Origin of the sequence: Mucilaginibacter aquariorum, assembly GCF_024498135.1 — a bacterium.
Classification (GTDB): Bacteria; Bacteroidota; Bacteroidia; order Sphingobacteriales; family Sphingobacteriaceae; genus Mucilaginibacter; species Mucilaginibacter aquariorum.
In genome coordinates, this window is sequence record NZ_JANHOH010000001.1 from 679,019 (window position 1) to 700,363 (window position 21,345).

The window sequence follows — 21,345 nt, forward strand, 5'->3', positions numbered from 1 at the left end:
AGTCATTGGCCTGTTTAACTGACCAATGACTAATAATAAAAAGTGATTTATTCCGAACGCAAGCTCTTAACCGGGTTAGCCATCGCGGCTTTCATGGTGTTAAGGCTTACTACTATCATGGTTAAAAGCAATATCAACACCCCTACACACGCAAACAGCCAAATACTGATATTAATATGATAGGTGTATTTTTGCAGCCAGTTACTCATCAAATACCAGGTTAACGGTACCGCAATAACAAAAGCTACCAACACCAACTTTAAAAACTCGGTTGATATCAGCATTAACAGTTGTTGTACCGATGCGCCCATTACCTTACGCACCCCAATTTCGCGGAAGCGTTTTTCGATAGTGAATGATGCCAATCCGGCTAAACCTATACAGCAAATGAATATGGCCAGGCCTGCAAATATGTTGGTGATGCGGCTTATCAACTCTTCGGTTACAAACTTTTTACCAAACTCCTGGTCTACAAACTGGTACTCGAACAGGTTTTGCGGATTGTATTGTTTAAAAATAGGCTCCATTGCCTTAATGCCGGCTTTTGGGTTAGTGCCATCCTTAAACCGCACGTTGATCATGCTGGAATTATTGGGATCGTAATAGATCATAAGTGGTTCCACCGGGTCATATGGCGATGCCATTACAACGTTATCTATAACGCCGGCAACGGTAAACTTCCTGCCGTAGCGCATTTCCATACCTATGGGGTTCTTCAGCTTCATGGCTTCAACAGCCGCTTTGTTTAGCAGCATTACTGATGTATCGCCGGGTGTTTTATTAAAATCGCGGCCCTGCAATATTTTAATACCCATCGTTTTTGTAAAGTCGGCATCGGCATTTAGTCCCGAAAAAATAATATCACCATTTGCGGTCTTACCGGCATAATCAGGCGAGCCAGATTTCCACCAAATTTGTGTGATAGGCGATGAGGTACGGGTCACCGCGCTTACCAACCCGGTATTCAGCAGGTCTTGCTTAATGGCCGCGTAGTTCTTATCTATATCGCTTGACGATGGCACCATTACCAGGTTGTTAGGGTTATATCCAATGCTGCGGTCTTTGATATGCTGTATTTGCTGGTAAACAATAACCGTAGCCGATATTAACAGTATAGACATAACAAACTGCCCAACAACCAATATCCGCCTTGGTAATACAGCGCTTTTACCCGCCGCGAATGTGCCCTTAAGTACCTTAACCGGATTAAACGATGACAGGTACAAGGCCGGATAACTGCCCGCCACCAAACCGGTGAACAGAATGATGATGAGCGCACCGATCATAAAGTACGGCTCAAAAATGCTCAGATGGAGGTTCTTACTAACCAGTGTGTTAAAGAATGACATCAGCAGGTAAACAAAACCTACCGAAAGTACAAACGCTATCAACGCCAGTATAATAGATTCAAAGAAGAACTGGGTAATTAGCTGCCTTTTATCAGAGCCTAAAGTTTTACGGATCCCTACCTCTTTGGCACGTTTCTCTGAGCGGGCGGTACTCAAATTCATGAAATTTACGCAAGCTATGAGCAATATGATGATAGCGATAACGGTAAACATACGCACATACTCTATCATTCCCCCCACATTTTTACCATCCTTCCACTCACTGTACAAATGCCATTTGTTCATGGGGAAGGTATAATAAGTGCTTATTTTATCCTTGGGCGCATTGTCGTGTTTTATCTTGTCGATATACTTATCTATAGCGGCCATATTTGCACCGGGTGTGGTTTCAACGAATACATTATGCGATGAATTGTACCATTCCTTCATGCGGTTCTTCACATAATCTGATGTGTAATCAAACGGCTGTATAAAATCAAATTTGAAGGTAGAATTACCCGGAGGATCAGCCACAACAGCTGCTATCTTATAACTTAGCTGATTATCAAGCCTTACGGTTTTATACATAGGGTCATCACTCCCGAAGAATGATTTAGCCGCAGATTCTGTGATGATGATCGACTTAGGGTCTTTAAGCGCTTCGCTTGAGTTACCCTTAATTGTTTTCCAGGTAAACATGTTAAAGAACTGCTCACTCGCCTGGTAAAGATCTTTCTTAAGTTTGGTATTTTTATACTCAATCAGGTGCGATTCCTGGTGCGAGGTAACTACTGTTCTTACAATTTGAGGATTACCACCTTCAAGGGCTTTAGCCAACGGCAGCGCCATATTTGGATCTGTGAAGATGGTGGGCTTAAAATCGCGCGTGGCCATTACCTGGTAGATATTGTCGTGATCTTTATGAAACTTATCAAATGCTATCTCATCTTTCACCCATAAAAAAATGAAGATGGTGCAGATCATGCCAATAGTAAGCCCCAAAATGTTGGTTATAGCGAATCCCTTGTTCCTGACAAGGTTACGCCATGCAATTTTTATATAGTTCTTTATCATGATATTGGTGATTAGTCATTTTATTCGGAACGTAAACTTTTTACCGGATTAGCCAGCGCTGCTTTTATAGATTGTATGCTGATAGTTGCCAGTGCAATTAACGTTGCCCCGCCACCGGCAAACAAGAATACAACCCAGCCTATATTTATTTTGTAGGCATAATCCTGCAGCCAGCTATTCATAGCAAACCAGGCAATAGGCATGGCTATTACTATGGCTATAATAATAAGTACCATAAACTCGGTAGCCAGCAGACTTATAATTTTGGCCACACTTGCGCCAAGCACCTTGCGAATGCCTATCTCCCTTGTTTTTACCTGTGCCGAATAAGTAGCCAGCCCAAACAAACCAAGGCAGGATATTACAATAGCAATGGTTGCAAACAGGTTAAATAACTCTCCCTGCTTTTGTTCTGTTGTATACAGCTTATTATAGCTTTCATCTAAAAAAGCGTAGTTGAACGGCACATCGTTGTTGTATTGTTTCCACGAGGCCAATGCCGCGGCTATGGCTTTCTGTGCGTCGCGGCCGGTGGTTTTCACATATACACGCCAGGAATAGTCGGGCTGGTATTGAAAAACAACGGGTTCTATTTTTTTATGAATTGTAGTATAGTGGAAATCTTTAACCACTCCAATGATAGTGCCGTTACGAGTTTGGATACGCAGGCGTTTACCAACCGGATTTGTAAGCCCCATTTCTTTAACGGCTGTTTCGTTGATCAGGAAGTGCGCCGAATCGGCCACTGCACCTGTAAAATTAGCGCCGTCAAGTATCTTCACTTTAAAGAACGGGATAAAGTCCTTATCAGAATAGATTTGGGTAAACCACATATTTGAATTTGTAGGTTTGCCATCCCAATCGTTATCACCTGTAGAACTACCGCTTTGTATAATATCAGACCCGGCACGGGTTACTGATAACACAGCCGGATTTTTAAGCAATTCGGTTTTTACTACATCGTAATGTTTCTGCATTTCGTTACGCATATTGAAAGAGAACACGTTCTCTTTATCGTAACCCAGGTTTTTATTACGGATAAATTTGAGCTGATTGCCAATAACCAGCGTACCAATGATCAATATGATGGATGCGGAAAATTGCAAAACAACCAGGATCCTCCTGAATGCCACATTACCTATACTTACAGATATTTTGCCTTTCAGCGCTTTTAATGGTTCAAAAGATGATAATAGCAATGCCGGATAAATACTTGAAGCCGCAAGCGTACCCAACAAGGTTAGTATAATACAAAGCCAAATGTTATAGTTAGACAGATCTAAAGTGATCTGCTTACCCGAAAACTGATTGAAATTTGGCAGCAGGACAACCATTAATATAAAGGCAAATACAGCAGCTATCATAAACAGCAATGCGGTCTCCACCATAAACTGCATAAAAAGCTGGAATTTGCCCGCGCCAATTATTTTACGCATACTTACCTCTTTAGCACGCAGCATAGACCGAGCTGTAGACAAGTTCACATAGTTGATACAGGCGATTACCAATATCATTAAAGCTACAATGGCAAAGGTGCTCACGGTTGACATGCCTCCATCCGTTCCATCGGCTTTATAAAGGTGCATTTTAAGCAATGGTTGAGTCAGGTATGGTACTGGTGCATCCTCGGGTTTATTGCGCTCATGGATAGCCTGCAATTTTTTTTCGAGTGCGGTTGCATCAACCCTATCACCTTTCATTAACAAATAGGTTTGAAACCTAAAGGCCGACCAGTCGGCATCTATTGATGAGACAACGGTTTTATTGTCATAACTGGTCTTACTTTTAACGTAGGCCAGGTAATTAAACCTCGACATTGGCATTAACACATGGTATTTGAGGCTTGAGTTAGCAGGGTAATCAGGTATCACTCCCGTAACTTTGTTCTGTTCGTCCTGCCCAGTAATAACTACTTTACCTATTGGGTCCTCGGTGCCAAAATACTTTTTGGCTGTGCTTTCGGTAATTACAAGGGAGCTGTTATCAGGAAATGGATTATTTTTGTCGCCTTTAATCAAATTAAAATCAAACACCGTAAAGTATGACGGATCTACAAAGGCAAAATCGGGCTCGTAAAAAATCTTGTTTTTATATTTAAACGGAGCCTCGCCAAGCGCTATAATACGTACAGCATCTTTAACCTCGGGTATCTCGTTTTTAGCGAAAGTGGCAACCGGCCCTATAATGTTATTAAATATTTGTTTACTGATGCCTGTACCGCCAACTATACCTATTTTATAAATGTTTTTGGCGTTTGAATTAAACTTATCATAGCTCAGCTCATCCTGCACCCAAAGCAGCATAAATAAGCCTACAACAAGGCCAACTGTTAGCCCGGCCACGTTAATGGTAGCGTAAAACTTATTTTGTAATATGTTACGCCAGGCAGTTTTTATATAGTTTTTTATCATGATATTGATTTTTATAAATGGTATTTATTCACTCCGTAAGCTATTCACCGGGTTTGCCAATGCAGCTTTTACAGCGTGATAACTTATAGTGACTATTGCTGTTATTAATGCCATTGAGCCTGCCAACGCAAACACCCACCATGGGATATTAATACGATAAGCAAAGTTTTGCAGCCAGTTATGCATTGCATACCACGCAACCGGCGAAGCTATAATTACCGATAGCAGTATCAGCTTTAAAAAGTCTGTTGATAACAAGGTGGTAATGGTAGCCATACTTGCCCCCAATATTTTACGGATGCCGATCTCTTTGGTACGCTGCTCAATTGTGAAGGCTGCCAAGCCAAATAAGCCCAGTGTGGCCAGTAAAATGGTGATGTAAGTAAACGTACTGAATATAGCCGCCAGCCTGTCCTCTGCTTTGTATTGCTTATCAAAGGCATCGTCCATAAACGTATAGCTGAAAGGCGTTTCCTGATCGTATTTTTTATAAATGTTTTCTATTGAGCCAATGAGTGATGGTATGTTGGTATGGGGCTTTATTCTCGCAAACAGGTTGCAGCCCATTGTTCCCCAGGCCTGCGTAGTATCAGCAGCTATAAATAAACCCAGCGGCCCAATAGTGCTTTCCATCGAACTGAAATTGAAGTTTTTGACAACACCCGCCACTTCGAGTTTTTGGTTACCAGCATCAATGATACTACCAACGGGGTTAGCGGGCAATTTCAGGTCTTTGATTGCGGTTTCGTTTATAACTATCTTAGTGCGCGTAGCCAGTTGTGCATTTGGCGTCGGCGCGAATTTCCACTCTAAACCAAGCGTAGAAATAAACTTATTATCAACCGAAAGCGATGCCAGCGCTACACTTTCCTGCTTGGTTTTACCCTCGATAAAGAACATATCATAACCACCATACATAGCATAATGTGATGTAGCCACGCTGCTTACCCCCGCCAATGCCTGCACATCTTTATTAAGTGCAGGGTAGTTTTTACCAATGCTGTTTCCAACAGGTATCATTACCACGTTTTCGCGGTTAAGTCCTGTATCGGCATGCCTTAAATAATAAAGCTGCCTGTCTATAACAACACCACATATAATTAAACCAACCGCGATGCTAAATTGCAGCGTAGTAAATACTTTACGTACAACTGTGCCCCCCGATTGCCTGCTCAATTTACCTTTTAGGGTGATAACCGGCTTAAATGATGACAAAACAATTGATGGATAAATACCTGATATTAAGGCTGTTAATAATAGCAATCCAAACAAAAACATTAATACGATTGGACTGTATAAAAAGGAGTTATCTATTTTTAATTGCAGAATGTTTAAAAACCAGGGCTTAAACGCGTAACACAGCAAATACCCCAGTGTGAATGATAACAGCGTGAACAAACCCGATTCTACATAGAACTGCGCTGCTATTGCTTTTCGACTGGCCCCTGATACTTTGCGTACCCCCACCTCTTTTGCGCGCAGGGTTGCCCTGGCGGTGGTAAGACTCATGTAATTAACCAGTGCCAGCAGCAATATCAATACAGCAACCAGCGGGAATATTTTAAGATATTTTAGGTTAGAGAAATCGCCAAAATTATTAGCTAAGTGCAGGCTGGTTATTGATGACAGATGGTATTGAGTTTTAAAATCACCTTTATTATTGTCGGCCATATGCTGCAAGCTTTTGCGGGTATTAGCTGTATCAGCGGCATTTTTTAGCAGCAGAAACAAATTAAATGATCCTCCGGATATGCTTTGTTCGCCGGTATAATTCTTCGCTTCTTTCATGGCCAGCAAACTACTTGCCGACGCCACAAAATTGTAATTGATAGAGGAGTTTGACGGTGCATTTTCGGCAACGCCGGTAACCTGGTAGGTGTACGCGCTGTCGGTTTTTAGGCGGATGGTTTTACCTACCGGATTAGTATCACCAAAATACTTTTTGGCCATATCCTGCGATATCACAACCGAGAACGGCTTGCTTAGCACATCCCCTGCTGTACCTGCTTTTAAATTGAAAGTGAAAAAGTTAAAAAAGGCAGGGTCGGCAAATACCAATTTCTCCTCTTTAAATTTAGTTTCGGGGGTAAGCGGATTGCTTACTATAACCGGCTTAAAATAATCTAAAGTGCGCATGTAGCTCTCAACACCGGGCTGGCTTTGTTTTACCAGCGGGCCCGATGCGTAGCTCATGTAGTTCATGTTCATAACGTTGCCACCAATATTAATACTGGCCTGGAGCTTATATATACGCTTAGCATTAGCATGGAAACGATCGTAGGTCATTTCGTGCGTAACATACAGCATTATCATCATGCACACGGCCAAACCAACGGCAAGTCCCGTAATGTTTATCAAGCTGTAAAGCTTTTGCTTTTGCAGGTTACGAAAGGCAATTTTCAAATAATTTTTAAACATAATATTGAAATTCTAAAAACCTAAATGCTAAACACCACGGGGTTTCCATTAACCCCTATTCACTCCGCAAACTATCCACCGGATTTGCCAGCGCTGCTTTTACAGCCTGGAAACTCACCGTTATAATTGATATAAGTGTTGTTAAAAACGCGGCCATGGCAAACACCCAAACGCTTATATCCACCCGATATGAGTAATGCTGTAACCAATCATGCATAAAATAGATAGCAATCGGCGTTGCCACAATAAACGATATACCTACCAGTTTCAGGAAATCTTTTGACAGCATGGTGGTCACTCCTAATACTGTTGCACCTAAAACTTTACGCACACCTATTTCTTTTATGCGATTTTGAGCCATGTATGTTGCCAGGCCAAACAAGCCCAGGCATGATATAAATATGGTTAGGCCCGCAAATAATGAAGCCAGTACGCCAATACGCTGTTCATCTGCAAATTTTTTGCTATATTCTTCATCCACAAAGTGATATTCAAACGGGTATTCTGAATTAAATTTTTTGAATACTGCTTCGGCCAGTTTAAGGTTTTCTGCTGTAGTGTTTTTTTCGTTAAGCTTAAAATGGACAACGTTAAACCACGATTTTGGCCCTTGTATGATCATACCCTTCACCGGTTCGTATGGCGATTGCAGAATAAAATCTTTTACAACACCTACTACCTTCATCTTGTCATCACCATTCCTTAAAATTTGCCCTATAGGCTGTTTAAAGCCCATTATCTTTACCGCAGCCTGGTTAAGTAACACCGCAACCGAATCTGAAGGATAAGTTTTAACATCAATATCCCGCCCGTCTACAATTTTAAGGCCCATGGTTTTTGTAAAATCGCCATCAACATTAAATATATTGAAGTCTAATTTTTCCTTTTCGTTCTTACCATCCCATGTAAAATTCCAGGTATCGCTCCATCCCTCAGTCATAGGCGCACTGGTTTTGGTCACCGCTGTGGCAGCCCCGCTTGTTATTAATTCGTTACGGATAAGCGAATAATTCTTTTCTATATTCCCCTGCATTATAGTATAAACCAGGTTGTTCTTCTTATAACCTGTATCACGGTTCTGAGCATATTCCAGCTGCTGCCTCACAATAATGGTAGATATGATGAGTACAATAGCAAATGTAAATTGCGTAACAACCAGGATCTTGCGCGGTGAAAAAGTCGCGTTGGCTGCTTTAAATGTGCCTTTTAAAACTTTTACCGGCGCAAATGATGACAGGTACAATGCCGGATAACTGCCAGACACAATACCTGTGAACAGGATAAAAGATACTACGATCAGCCAAAATGAAGGGCTGCTAAATGGCACAAACAGGTGTTTTTGAGTAAGGTTGTTAAATGCAGGCAGTGATAACTCAATAATTATCAATGCCACAACGCCCGCAATTAATGCGATCATTATAGATTCGCCCAAAAACTGTCCGATCAGGCTGCTTTTTGATGCGCCTACAACTTTACGGATCCCTACTTCTTTGGCGCGTTTTTCGCTGCGGGCGGTGCTCAGGTTCATGAAATTTATGCAGGCAATCAACAAAATAAAGACTGCTATAATGCTGAATAGCTTTATAGTATCTATTCTACCGCCTGCTATTTTGCCATTCTCGAATTTTGAATATAGCCTCCATTTAGTTGCCGGATGCATAAACACATCAATATCTTTAATATCCGAATGGCTGCGGGTGATATCTTTTACCCGGCTATTTATAAATGCTTCGGTAATGCCTGGTTTTAATACAGCAAAGGTGTGTACTGAGTTATTGCCCCAGTTTTTATCTTCACTCCCATTTATTTTTTCCCAGTATGACCAGGGCATCAAGTATTCAAAATCAAAATCTGTGTTATTCGGTAGGTCTTTCATTACACCGGTCACAGTAAAAAAGTCAACGCTATCTATCTTAACGGTTTTACCCATGGCATCCTCGTTACCAAACAATTTCTTAGCTGTTTTTTCGGTGATAACGATATTTTTCATACTGCTGAGTGCAACCTTTGGATTGCCCTTTACCAGCGGGAAGCTAAACATGGTCAGGAAATCAGGGTCGGTAAAATATCCGTCAATATTTAGGTGTTTATCACCAAGGGTAAACAGAAAGTTGGCGGACTTTACACGCGCGGCTTGTTCTACCTGCGGATAATCTTGCTTCAAAGCTTTCATCATGGGCTTTGGCGTAGTACCCCAGCACCAAAGTTTACCATCAAAAACCGACCTGTTATACATTTGGTATAACCTATCTTTATTTTGATGGAACTGGTCATAGCTCACCTCGTTTTGCACCCAAAATAATATAAGTGCGGCACTGGCCATACCCACTGCCAACCCGGCAATATTTATGCTGGTGAAACTCTTGTTTTTTAATAGGTTACGCCAGGTTATTTTTAAATAGTTCTTAAACATCTGTCACCGTTTTATTGGTTACTAATTCTGTTAATTTATCTTATTTCCTGATTCTTATATCCTGAATCTATTACTCATTTTTTAAGCTATCTACCGGGTTTGCCAGCGCTGCCTTAACAGACTGAAAACTGATGGTAACAAATGCTATTACTAATGCCCCAGCACCGGCCACGGCAATTACCCACCATTGTATCGTTATACGGTAGGCAAAATCCTGCAGCCATTTGTTCATGCCATACCATGCAATTGGCGAAGCAAGTACGATAGCGATGCACACCAGCTTTATAAAATCTTTTGACAGCATGCCAACAATAACAGATACATCGGCACCTAAAACTTTCCGGATGCCTATTTCTTTGGTGCGTTGTTCGGCAGCGTAAGCAGCCAGGCCAAATAAGCCAAGGCAAGCAATGATGATTGCGAGCGATGTGAATATTACAAAGATCGTCCCGATACGTTGCTCGGTACGGTATGACGCATCAAAATCCTGATCCATAAACGAGTAATTGATCTGTACACCCGGCGATAAGCTGTTCCATTTATCCTTTATCTGACCCATTAATGCCGTGATATTTGTAGTGCTCACCCGGATACCCAAAGCGCCTGAGTTTTGACCCAGTGTCATTACAACAGGCTCTATTTTTTCGCGAAGCGAATTGAAGTGAAAATTTTTAACCACACCAATTATATGGCATTCTTTAACATTGGGGGCGCTCCCTTTACGGTCACCACCTGACGATTGATAGATGGTTTTATTTATAGGATCTGAAAATCCCAGGAATTTAGCAGCCGCTTCATTTAAAATAACCGCTGATGAATCGGTCATCATTTCTTTAGAGAAGTTGCGGCCTGCAGCCATTTTCATATCCATGGTAGGTATGTAATCGGCATCAACCTCCCAGCTCTGCGGGAACAGTGATTTTTTTTGATCAAAGCTGGCGTCTTTAAAGTAAATACGGGTGTTTCTCCATCCGTTAGTGGGTAAAAAGCCGGTCATGGTAGCACTTTTAACACCCGGTAGCTCCGCTAATTCCTGTTTAAATACTTTAGCCTGATCTTTTAGTTCAGAGGAATTTTGTACAACAAGCACCTGGTTGCGGTTATAACCCAGGTTTTTGGTTTGGATGTAGTTTAGCTGGTTATAAATAACCAATGTGCCAATAATAAGCAGTATGGATACAAAAAACTGGAACACAACTAAAAAGCTGCGTAAGTCACCACCTTTAAAACCTGCCGAAAGTTTACCTTTTAAAACATCTATAGGCTGAAATGCCGACAGGAAAAAAGCCGGATATGAACCTGCAAGCGAACCTATCACCAATATGATAAATAATAATGATGGAACCAACCACTTAAGCGACTCAACTGTGAGTACTATCTCTTTACCTGATAACTGATTAAACAAAGGTAACACAGCTGCTGCCGCGATCATTGCTATAACTGTAGCCACAAAAGTTACCAGTATAGACTCGGCCAAAAACTGAAGTATTAAATATTTACGTGATGAACCCAATACCTTGCGAACACCGACCTCACGTGCACGGTTTGATGAACGGGCTGTGCTCAGGTTCATGAAATTTACGCAGGCAATCAACAATATAAACAGGGCAATTGCCGAAAATATGTAAACATACTGTGTAGTGCTGTTTGGGCCAAGTTCGCCCGAACGGTTTGATTTTAGATGGATATCTGTTAATGCGGTAAGGTTCAGCCTGAAATGGCTGCCGCTTTTTTCAAACTGGGAAATGCTCATACCTAACTCTGACTGCATTTGCGAGCCACTAAACTTTTGTAAAAATGCCGGAAAGCTGGCTTCCAGTTTTGTATGATCTTTAGCATCCTTTAATAATACGTAGGTATTATAATCGCTTCTTAACCATTCGTTTGAACGGCTATCAGGGAAGGATTCTAATGACACAAAAAAATCAAAGTTAAAGTGTGACTGTTTCGGAACGTCTTTTATAACGCCGGTTACTTTAAAGTTTTCCTTTTCGTTAAAAACGATGGTTTTGCCAACGGCATCGGTCGTGTTAAAATACTTTTTGGCGGTGCTTTCAGTAAGTACAACTGTGTTGGGCTCAAGCAGAGCGGTTTTTGGCTCGCCACTTATCATAGGCAGGGTAAATACGTTGAATATAGAGGCATCAACAAAACCAACCCTGTTTTCAACTATATTAATATTACCTTTTTTAACGTGAGTGGTACCGGCGTTTTTAATCCTGGTTGCGTCCTCTATATAGGGATATTCTACTTTTAGCGTTTTAGCCAACGGAGGCATAGCAACAGCATATTGCACATTGTTCTCGCCAAGTTTAAGGTCTTCATTTACACGGTAAATACGATTTGCCTTGGTATTGTAACGGTCATAACTTAGTTCATCAACCACATAAAAAACAATAAGCAGGCAAGTGGCAAGGCCCAATGCCAAGCCTAATATATTTATAGCAGTAAAGCCCTTATTTTTATAAAGACTCCTGACGGCTGTTTTTATATAGTTCTTAAACATGATGTGTTACATTTTAAATTAATCACTCAGACCGTAAACTTTTAATGGGGTTACTTAACGCCGCTTTTATTGCCTGGAAACTAATGGTTATTATGGCTATTAGTATAGCTGTTAAACCAGCCACCGCAAATACCCACCAGTGTATTTCAATACGATATTGATACCCTTTAAGCCAGCTGTGCATTACAGAATAGGCTACAGGGAAAGCTATTGCACAGGATACGATAACTAATTGTAAAAAATCTTTAGATAGTAAAGTTGCAAGCCCTGATACACTTGCGCCCAATACTTTACGGATACCAATTTCCTTTATTCTTCGTTCGGCTGTGTAAGCGGCCAGGCCAAATAAGCCGAGGCATGATATAACAATGGCCAGCGCAGAAAACACCCTTGATAATTTACTTACCAGCATTTCGCTTTGGAACATTTGGCTAAACTGATCGTCAACAAAGCGGTAATCGAACGGGTAAGCAGGGTTATCTTTTTTCAAAACATCCTGTACAGCTGTTAATGAAGCCTCTATCTCTTTTTGCGATTTAATGCGCACATACATCAACTCTGTATTTTTAGGGGCCGTACTAAAAAACATCACCGGATCTGGCTTGCCATACATATTGCCATATACATAATCGTTCACTACACCTACTACAACGGCCGATGCTGTATCACCCTCGCCATGAACTCTTTTGCCCAAAGCGCTCCCTTTGCCCATTAAGTTTGCCATACTTTGGGTTATAAGCATATTTAAAGGTTTAGCATTGGTATCGGTTACCGTCAGGTTTCTGCCTTCTAATAGTTTTAGTCCGGATGTTTCCACAAACTCCGGGGTAACATATCTTTGCGATATTAATACTTGTGAACCAGGGGGCTTACTATCCCAGGTAAGTCCGGATGTGTTATTACCGCCATAAATAATAGCATGATCTGACAGAGCTACGTTTTGGATATAGCCGGTGTTCACCAAATCTTGTTTAATAGAGTTAAAATTCTTTGCCATATCTCCCTGCAAGGGGATCTCTACCAGTTTATCTTTATTAAAACCTAACTGCCTGCTTTTTACATGCTGTATTTGCTGATAAACTATAATAGTGCTGATGATTAAGATCACCGACGCGGTAAACTGCATTACAACAAGCCCTTTACGGATATATGCTGCTCCGGTATCTTTTAGTTTTATCCCTTTTAATACAGATACCGGGTTAAATGAGGAAAGGTATAACGATGGGTAACTGCCGGCAACTAAACCACAGATCACCGTAATAAATAATAAACCAATAATATGATAAGGGTTATCAAAACCGGGGGTAAGTTGCTTTTGCACCAGCAGGTTAAATGCGGGCAGAACAAGCATAATAAATACGACTGCAAAACACCCGGCAACAAATGACATAAATAGTGCTTCGCCTATAAATTGCAATGCCAGGGATTTTTTGTTTGCGCCCAAAACTTTACGCACACCAACTTCACGGGCACGTTTTTCGCTGCGGGCAGTGGCCAGGTTCATGAAATTGATACAGGCGATGAATAAAATGATCCAGGCGATAACAGTAAACAGGCGTACATATTCTATCTGGCCGCCACCTGTTCTAAAACCATCTTTAAAATCGTCATACAGGTGCCAGTCATTCATGTTAAATAAAAACACATGGCTTAATAAAGAAGTAGGCTCATGCTTTTGTATGAAACCGTATAACTGTTTGTTTACCGTTTTTGGATCAACGCCGGGCTTTAGTTCTATATAAGTACTTAATGAGTTATTGCCCCAGCTTTTTAACCACGGGCTTTTATCCCAATATATTTGAAAAGGCATAAGCCACTCAAATTGAATGGTAGAGTTGGCTGGAATATCTTTTATAACACCTGTTACAATGTAATCTTGTTTATTATCGACCCGTATACTTTTGCCGATAATGTTTTTATCGTTCCCGAAGAATTTTTTAGCTGCTTTTTGAGTAATAACCAGCGAGTGTAGTTGTGTGAATGCAGTGGCTGGGTTCCCCTCCAAAAATGGCAGGGTGAAGATGCTGAAAAACGAAGATTCTACATATTTACCGTAGGCAAAAATTGGCTTATCACCGGTAGCAAACAACAAAGACTGTGTGCCTTCATTTGTACGGCAGGTATTAGCTACGCCAGGTAGTTCGGCTTGTATGGCCGGCCCCATAACGCCCGGTGTTGATGAATGAGTAAACACATAGGTATCATACTTCTGGTTTTCGCGCGCAAGGTAAATTCGGTCTTTCTTTAAGTGGGCAGAATCGTAGTTAACCTCATTTTCAACCCATAAAAAAATAAGAGAGGCACAAGCTATACCTATTGATAAACCAAAAATATTTAAAAAGCTATATGCCTTATTTTTGGTAAGGCTCCTGAAGGCGGTTTTTACGAAGTTTTTAAACATGATACCGGTGATTTTAATTATTTACTCGTTTCTAAAACTCTTAACCGGGTAGCTTAATACAGAATTATAATGAGTAAAAAGTTCTTTTGCTACTTTGAGGAGGCCTGTTCCGTAGCAATTTTTAAACATGACAATCCCATAATAAGGCAATTCTCAAGCCAGCCCCTCCGCCAGATGAAGGGCGGAGAGGAAAGCAGGAGGCACACTTAACTATATTATATTAAACTAAAAAGGTATTATACCATGATGTTTTCCATCACAGTTTGTCCATCCAATAAACGGATGATACGGTGGCTGTAACGGGCATCATGTTCAGAGTGGGTAACCATTATAATGGTAGTCCCTTGTTCGTTCAAATCTGTAAGTAGTTCCATTACATCGTTACCGTTGCTGCTATCCAGGTTACCGGTAGGCTCATCCGCAAGTATCAGCTTTGGTTTGTTAACAACAGCACGGGCAATAGCCACACGTTGTTGCTGACCACCAGATAACTGTTGAGGGTAGTGGTTACGACGGTGCATGATCTGCATTTTGTCTAACACCTCTTCCACCCTTTTAACACGCTCTGCAGCGGTTACACCTGTGTAGATCAATGGAAGCTCAACATTTTCGAATACGGTTAACTCATCGATAAGGTTAAAGCTCTGAAATACGAAACCGATGTTATGCTTACGCAGGTCGGCACGTTTGCGCTCGTTAAAATGAGCTACCTCAATCCCGTTGAATACATAGCTACCTTCGTCCGGATCGTCCAGCATACCCAAAATGTTCAGCAAGGTTGATTTACCGCAACCAGATGGCCCCATAATGGCCACAAATTCGCCGGTGTTAACTTCCATTGTAAGCTTGTTCAATGCAATGGTTTCTACCTCTTCGGTGCGGTAGAATTTCTCAAGATTTGTAATTTTTATCATTTGGCCTCCCCAGCTTCCGCGCTCTCGCGCGGAAGCCTTTTGTTAATTGTGATTTATATTTTTATATAATTAATTTCTCTTTTTACATTATTACTTCTTATTAAAGACGCATCATTTTAAAGAAGGTTACACGCCTTTGCTACTTCTTTAGTACAAGCTCCTGTATATCGCCATAGTTCTCATAGCTCGATGTAATTACTTTATCACCAGGTTTTAAGCCTTTCAGCAATTCATAATTATCCGTATTGTACCGGCCTATCTGTATGTCTGTTTTATATGCTGTTTTACCGTCATCGCTTACTTTAAAGATCCAGTTGCCACCTGTTTGCTGGTAGAAACCACCTTTAGGTAATAGCAGCGCGGTTGTTTCGTCGCTCAATGCTAAACGTATTTGTAAGGTTTGCCCTTTACGGATGCCCTTAGGCACTGCGCCAACAAACTGCATATCTACCAGGAAACGACCTGTTTTGCCTACCGATGTATAAACCTTTTTAATAACCAGCTTATAGCTTTTATCGGCAAAGGTAAAATCGCCCACTAAACCGTTGTAAATTCTTGACAAGTAGTGCTCTTCAATCTCAACCTGTACCTTAAAGCCGTTCTGTGCATCCAACTGGCCTAAGTGCTCGCCTTTATTTTTGTTTTGCCCAACTTCTGCATCCAGCGATGTTAACTGACCATCTATTGGGGCCCTTAAAGTTAAGCTGGCTACCTTTTTACGCATCAGCGTTAGCGCTGCTTTCATTTGTGCGTAGTGTTCTTTTGCTTGTTGTTCTTGCTGTATAGTAAGAGCGGTATCTTGTTTTAAGATCTGTGTAGTTAAACGTTTACGGCGCAACTGGTAATCGTAAGCGTTTTTTGCTGCCTGATACTCCTGCAAACCAATGGCTTTTTGTTCATAAAGCTTTTTATCAAGCAGGTAAACACGCTCGGCTTCTTTAAATGCATTGTCAACATCGGCCATTTGGTTAAGTTTACTTACCGTATTTTGCTGCGCATTGTTATGCGCTATCTGCATTTGTGTTTGCTCGCCAAAAACTGCCGACTCCTGCGAGGCAAGGCTTAGTTCTTCGTCTACGTTGCTTAGTTTTAAAATAGGGTCGCCTTTTTTAAGCATTGCGCCATCCTCTACGTATTTCTCTTCAACCTGCCCGCCTTCTACAGCATCCAGGAATATGGTATTCAGCGGCATTACCACGCCATTAACCGGAATAAACTCCTGGAAGGCGCCTTTTTTAACTTCGCTTATGGTTATACGCTCTGTATCAACATTTAATTTACTCTTGCCCGATGTAAAAAATATACTGCCGGCAACTAAAACTACAACACCTGCAATACCGGCTATGGTCATCAGGCGCTTAGTGCTCCATTTCTTTTTTGCTATTACTCTGTCCACTGTATTTTATTAATATTTTGTAATTGAATACAAAAACACATGCCACAAATTAAATTACTGTATTTCAACGCCTTATACGTAAAACCTAATATTGCACCGTACGCTTCTGTTACAGCATGTGTTCGGTTATGATACACTGCTAAAAGAGCCTGGTTTTTTATAGCCGCATATCACAGTTGATTTTCAATATAATAGGTATTATGCTATAAATGGTACGATATTTAACATTCAGTTATTAATTTGCAGCGTAAAATGTTTTACTTTACTATCTATATATAACCTCGAATTAACTACCCCATAAATGATACTTAAAAAAGCAACCGTTTTAATTGTTGATGACGACCCCGATGTACTTACGGCTGTTAAGTTATTGCTAAAAACAGAAACACAGGAGATCATTACCGAGAAGAACCCCGAAAACCTGAATTGGCTTTTACAGCGCAACCAGGTTGATTTGGTTTTGCTGGATATGAACTTTAACAGCGCCATTAACACCGGCAACGAGGGTATATACTGGCTGCGTAAAATAAAAGAATGGAAACCCGACGTTTGTGTGATAATGATTACCGCATATGGGGATATTGACCTGGCGGTACGGTCGTTAAAAGAAGGTGCCAATGATTTTGTGGTGAAACCATGGCATAACGAAAAGCTGATAGATACTATAAAAGACCTGCTTGATAAAAAAGAAGGCGGCGGTAAACCTACAAAGGCATCTGCCAAAGGCGATACCGGTACATCTATCCTGGGCGATTCTGAGGTGATGGAGGATATATTTCATAAAGTAAATAAGATAGCCCCTACCGATGCTAATATTTTAATATTAGGCGAAAATGGCACAGGTAAAGATTTAATGGCGAAAGCTATTCATGAACGCTCGTTACGTGCCGATAAACCTTTTATAAAAGTAGACGTTGGCGCGTTAACCGATTCGTTATTTGAAAGTGAATTGTTCGGTCATAAAAAAGGCGCTTATACTGATGCCCGCGAAGATCGTATGGGTCGCTTTGAAGAAGCCGAAGGTGGCACCCTGTTCCTTGATGAGATTGGTAATATCAGCTTACAGCAACAGGCAAAATTGTTAACCGTATTGCAAAACCGACAGGTAACGCGCTTAGGTACCAACAAAGCAGTTGATGTAAACATCCGTTTGATATGCGCTACCAATGTGCCGCTTACGGAGTTGGCTAACGAGAATAAGTTTCGTAAGGATTTAATATACCGCATAAACACGGTTGAAATAAATATGCCGCCATTGCGTAAGCGTGCCGAGGATATTGTGATATTGGCTAAGCACTTCGCTAAGCTATACAGTAGCAAATATCTTAAACCAACAATGGAGTTTGAACCTGCATCTTTACAAAAGTTGCGCTCCTATAATTATCCGGGTAATGTACGCGAACTACAGTATACCATTGAGCGTGCTGTGATCATGGCTGATGAACACATACTAAGGGCCGATGATCTGATCTTCTCGATACTGGAAACGCCCGGAGAGAGCATGATAGATGAGGATAACATTCAACTAAGCACCCTGGAAAAGAACGCGATACTACGTGTGATTGAAAAACATAACGGCAACATTACCCGTGCCGCTAAAGAATTAGGTTTAACGCGTACCGCCCTATACCGCAGATTAAGTAAATATGATATTTAACCGTTACGAATGGCGGCTGGTGCTGCGTGTACTTTTTTTATTTGTTGCCGTAGCGGCTACAGCTATTTTGCTGGTAAACGATGGGAAATTCTTCTACACCGTTATAACCGTGCCTTTGGTAATCTACTCGGTACTTGACCTGATACGCTTCAACAAAAAAGCGCAGGACGAGGTAAACCAGTTTGTAGAATCTATTCATTACCGCGATTTTTCCCGTCATTTTGATGTGCGCAAGGCCCCAAATGAATTAAAGCCTTTACGTAAAGGATTTAACGATATTAATACCACGTTTAAACTGATCAGTCGCGAACGCGAAACACAATATCATTATTTGCAAAAAATATTGGAACTGGTTGATACGGGCATTTTAAGCTACGAGCAGGAAACCGGTGAAATAAGCTGGATAAACGAAGCTTTTAAATCGCTGATAAGTATACCCTATTTAAAAACCATACACTCGCTTGAAAAACGCGAACCAGCCCTGTATAAGGACGTGGTAAGGCTTAAGCCGGGCGATTCTAAAGTGTTAAGCATTACCCGCGACCAGCAGCAGGTAAAAATGCTGGTTACCGCAAGTATTATGCGCAGCGATGAAAAGATGTATAAGCTAATCGCTTTCCAAAACGTGAGTGAGGCTTTGGATGAAACGGAATCAAAGGCATGGTCGAAGTTGTTAAATGTAATGACGCACGAGATAATGAACTCGGTTGCCCCAATCTCTTCTTTGGCTGATACCATGAAAAACCGTCTGCAAAGCCCCGAAATAGCCAACAGCATACAAAGCGCCGACCTGGAAGATATATCCCTGGGTATTGATACAATTAAACGCCGCAGCGAGGGCTTACTTAAATTTACCGAAAGCTATCGCAGCCTTAACAAAATAACCAAACTTGACCTGGACAAGATACTGGTGCGCAATATGTTCGAGAACCTCGCCAGCCTGATGCGACCGACGCTGGAGAAAAAGAACATCGAACTGGAGATCATTCTGCGCGATCCTGCATTGGCCATAGAAGCGGATATAAACCTTTTAGACCAGGTAATGATAAACCTGCTGGTAAATGCCATTGAAGCGGTTAAAGACCGGGATGAACCACGTATTACCCTATCTGCCGAAATACAAAGCAATAACCGTACGCTGGTAAAAGTAATGGACAATGGCCTTGGGATGCCACCTGAATTATTGGATAAGATCTTTATTCCGTTTTTTAGCACCCGCAAAACAGGTAGCGGTATTGGCCTTAGCTTGTGTAAACAGATAATGCTGCTGCATAAAGGAAATATTCAGGCACAATCTACAGAGGGCAAAGGCTCGGCGTTTATATTGCAGTTTGCTAATAATTGAGCCCCCCAACCCCTAAAGGGAACTATATTTTATGGTATGGAAAACAACAAATCAGATAATTCTACTCCCCCTTCAGGGGGTCGGGGGGGGCTAACATTTTCGCCATCTCTGGTAGCTTGCGTGCAGGCTCATCAAACCATAATATCTTAAAACACATTGGTAGTTTACTTCCTTCGGATGTAAATTATCATATCTATGATGCACTTAGCTCCATCCCACCTTTTGACCCGGGATTAGATAATGATACGCCCCCCGAACCTGTCATAACTTTAAGAAACGCCATTACTGCTGCAGACGCCATAATTATTTGCACGCCTGAATATGCTTTTGGGGTACCCGGTCAGCTTAAGAACGCTTTAGACTGGCTGGTAAGCAGCAGTACTTTGGTTGATAAACCTGTGGTATTGATCACAGCATCTTTAGGCGGAGAAAATGCTCATGCTTCGTTACAATTAATATTAGGTGCGTTATCTGCAAATATTACAGATACTTTGCTTATAAATTTCATCCGTTCTAAAATAAATGCAGATGGGAATGTGACGGATGAAGACGTTAAAACTGGTTTGAAGCAGGTTGCAATTAACCTAAAGCGAACTTATAATACATAAAGGTCTTTCAAATTAATGATTATTATTACTAGTAGGTGTCGCTCAAAATAATCCCGCTGCTTAATTAAAAATCACTCTTTATTTGTTCAACTGTTATTATACGAGTCATTAAGCGTTCAACATCGTTATAAGAATACTTTGTACCTTTTGAATCTCTTAGCATATTTATAAACTCAGTTATTTCATGATCATGCTGGATAATGATGTATTTAATATCCTTCGGCTCAAAGTATAATCTTAATTCATTCAATTTGTTATTAAATTTTGCCTTATTTGATACATAAATTTCGTTCCGATAGACCATAGGAGCTTCATTTTTATTGGGGACATATCTCCATTCCTTTTCATCTGCATATCTATAATTGTGTTCAATTTTTCCGTTTCTATTTAAATCCGCTTCATAATTCTTCATATATCGCATTACATCTAAGTGTTTGCTTTCTATATCTGTTAATTCTGAAACCTTTCTTTTAGGACCAAGAAAAATTTCATCAAAGGTTTCATAATATGCTTTTCCAATAGATGAGTTTTTATCAACATAAAATACTGGATTTAAACTATTTGCTTGTCCCCACTCCCGTGTTAATCCGATGCCATAAGAACCATATTTTTCTATATGTTCTTTAATTTCTGACATGGGGATATCACAGAAACTTACCATGGGAACAGCATAAGATAACTTTCCCGTTTGTGTTAATACATTTTCAACACAATATTTAATCTTAAAATTTTCGGTTAGTATCCCTTTTAAAGCTTGTTTGGTATTCGTTAAATGAATAAGTGAATTTGAACTTAAGGACATGATATACGATTAGGTATTACAATAATAATAAATTTCGGTCGCTTTACTTATTTGTCAATGAATAGAATTATT

The 21,345-nt window shown here is 40.7% G+C and carries 12 protein-coding genes; 3 read left to right on the plus strand and 9 right to left on the minus strand.

The window, feature by feature from the left end:
• Positions 1-47 precede the first annotated feature (47 nt).
• The 8 genes from NPE20_RS02905 to NPE20_RS02940 all read right to left on the minus strand — a co-directional run bounded on the left by NPE20_RS02905 (position 48) and on the right by NPE20_RS02940 (position 16,861).
• A complete protein-coding gene (locus NPE20_RS02905; RefSeq protein WP_256537098.1) occupies positions 48-2,402 on the minus strand; it encodes an ABC transporter permease in 2,355 nt (784 codons plus the stop codon).
• 20 nt (positions 2,403-2,422) lie between these two features.
• The gene (locus NPE20_RS02910) at positions 2,423-4,813 is read right to left on the minus strand and encodes an ABC transporter permease (RefSeq protein WP_256537099.1); all 2,391 of its coding nucleotides are present in this window, start codon (positions 4,811-4,813) and stop codon (positions 2,423-2,425) included.
• Positions 4,814-4,837: 24 nt separating this feature from the next.
• A complete protein-coding gene (locus NPE20_RS02915) occupies positions 4,838-7,216 on the minus strand; it encodes an ABC transporter permease (RefSeq protein ID WP_256537100.1) in 2,379 nt (792 codons plus the stop codon).
• A 70-nt stretch (positions 7,217-7,286) separates the two neighbouring features.
• Complete coding sequence (locus NPE20_RS02920; protein ID WP_256537101.1) at positions 7,287-9,644, minus strand: ABC transporter permease; 2,358 nt, start codon at positions 9,642-9,644, stop codon at positions 7,287-7,289.
• Positions 9,645-9,714: 70 nt separating this feature from the next.
• Positions 9,715-12,150 (minus strand): ABC transporter permease, encoded by a 2,436-nt coding sequence (locus NPE20_RS02925; protein ID WP_256537102.1) that lies wholly within the window; start codon positions 12,148-12,150, stop codon positions 9,715-9,717.
• A 22-nt stretch (positions 12,151-12,172) separates the two neighbouring features.
• The gene (locus NPE20_RS02930) at positions 12,173-14,551 is read right to left on the minus strand and encodes an ABC transporter permease (RefSeq protein WP_256537103.1); all 2,379 of its coding nucleotides are present in this window, start codon (positions 14,549-14,551) and stop codon (positions 12,173-12,175) included.
• Positions 14,552-14,787: 236 nt separating this feature from the next.
• Positions 14,788-15,465: an ABC transporter ATP-binding protein gene (locus NPE20_RS02935; protein ID WP_256537104.1), complete on the minus strand. Its 678-nt coding sequence runs from the start codon at positions 15,463-15,465 to the stop codon at positions 14,788-14,790.
• A 139-nt stretch (positions 15,466-15,604) separates the two neighbouring features.
• Positions 15,605-16,861, minus strand: coding sequence for an efflux RND transporter periplasmic adaptor subunit (locus NPE20_RS02940; RefSeq protein WP_256537105.1), 1,257 nt, complete (start codon positions 16,859-16,861; stop codon positions 15,605-15,607).
• 301 nt (positions 16,862-17,162) lie between these two features.
• Here NPE20_RS02940 and NPE20_RS02945 point away from each other — a divergent pair, with 301 nt between their 5' ends.
• The 3 genes from NPE20_RS02945 to NPE20_RS02955 all read left to right on the plus strand — a co-directional run bounded on the left by NPE20_RS02945 (position 17,163) and on the right by NPE20_RS02955 (position 20,471).
• On the plus strand, positions 17,163-18,518 hold the full coding sequence (locus NPE20_RS02945) for a sigma-54-dependent transcriptional regulator (RefSeq protein WP_256537106.1): 1,356 nt from the start codon (positions 17,163-17,165) through the stop codon (positions 18,516-18,518).
• Positions 18,508-19,863: a sensor histidine kinase gene (locus NPE20_RS02950; RefSeq protein ID WP_256537107.1), complete on the plus strand. Its 1,356-nt coding sequence runs from the start codon at positions 18,508-18,510 to the stop codon at positions 19,861-19,863. The genes NPE20_RS02945 and NPE20_RS02950 overlap by 11 nt, the downstream gene beginning before the upstream one ends.
• A gap of 104 nt (positions 19,864-19,967) precedes the next feature.
• On the plus strand, positions 19,968-20,471 hold the full coding sequence (locus NPE20_RS02955; RefSeq protein WP_256538665.1) for an NADPH-dependent FMN reductase: 504 nt from the start codon (positions 19,968-19,970) through the stop codon (positions 20,469-20,471).
• Between the two features lie 64 nt (positions 20,472-20,535).
• Here NPE20_RS02955 and NPE20_RS02960 read toward each other — a convergent pair whose 3' ends face one another.
• Positions 20,536-21,273 (minus strand): abortive infection system antitoxin AbiGi family protein, encoded by a 738-nt coding sequence (locus tag NPE20_RS02960; protein WP_256537108.1) that lies wholly within the window; start codon positions 21,271-21,273, stop codon positions 20,536-20,538.
• Positions 21,274-21,345 lie beyond the last annotated feature (72 nt).

Excerpts from the sequence above, each read along its gene's own strand:
- NPE20_RS02910 (WP_256537099.1), bottom strand. The coding sequence starts at position 4,813 with ATGATAAAAAACTATATAAAAACTGCCTGGCGTAACATATTACAAAAT.
- NPE20_RS02935 (WP_256537104.1), bottom strand. The coding sequence starts at position 15,465 with ATGATAAAAATTACAAATCTTGAGAAATTCTACCGCACCGAAGAGGTA.
- NPE20_RS02930 (WP_256537103.1), bottom strand. The coding sequence starts at position 14,551 with ATGTTTAAAAACTTCGTAAAAACCGCCTTCAGGAGCCTTACCAAAAAT.
- NPE20_RS02960 (WP_256537108.1), bottom strand. The coding sequence starts at position 21,273 with ATGTCCTTAAGTTCAAATTCACTTATTCATTTAACGAATACCAAACAA.
- NPE20_RS02925 (WP_256537102.1), bottom strand. The coding sequence starts at position 12,150 with ATGTTTAAGAACTATATAAAAACAGCCGTCAGGAGTCTTTATAAAAAT.
- NPE20_RS02905 (WP_256537098.1), bottom strand. The coding sequence starts at position 2,402 with ATGATAAAGAACTATATAAAAATTGCATGGCGTAACCTTGTCAGGAAC.
- NPE20_RS02950 (WP_256537107.1), top strand. The coding sequence starts at position 18,508 with ATGATATTTAACCGTTACGAATGGCGGCTGGTGCTGCGTGTACTTTTT.
- NPE20_RS02920 (WP_256537101.1), bottom strand. The coding sequence starts at position 9,644 with ATGTTTAAGAACTATTTAAAAATAACCTGGCGTAACCTATTAAAAAAC.
- NPE20_RS02945 (WP_256537106.1), top strand. The coding sequence starts at position 17,163 with ATGATACTTAAAAAAGCAACCGTTTTAATTGTTGATGACGACCCCGAT.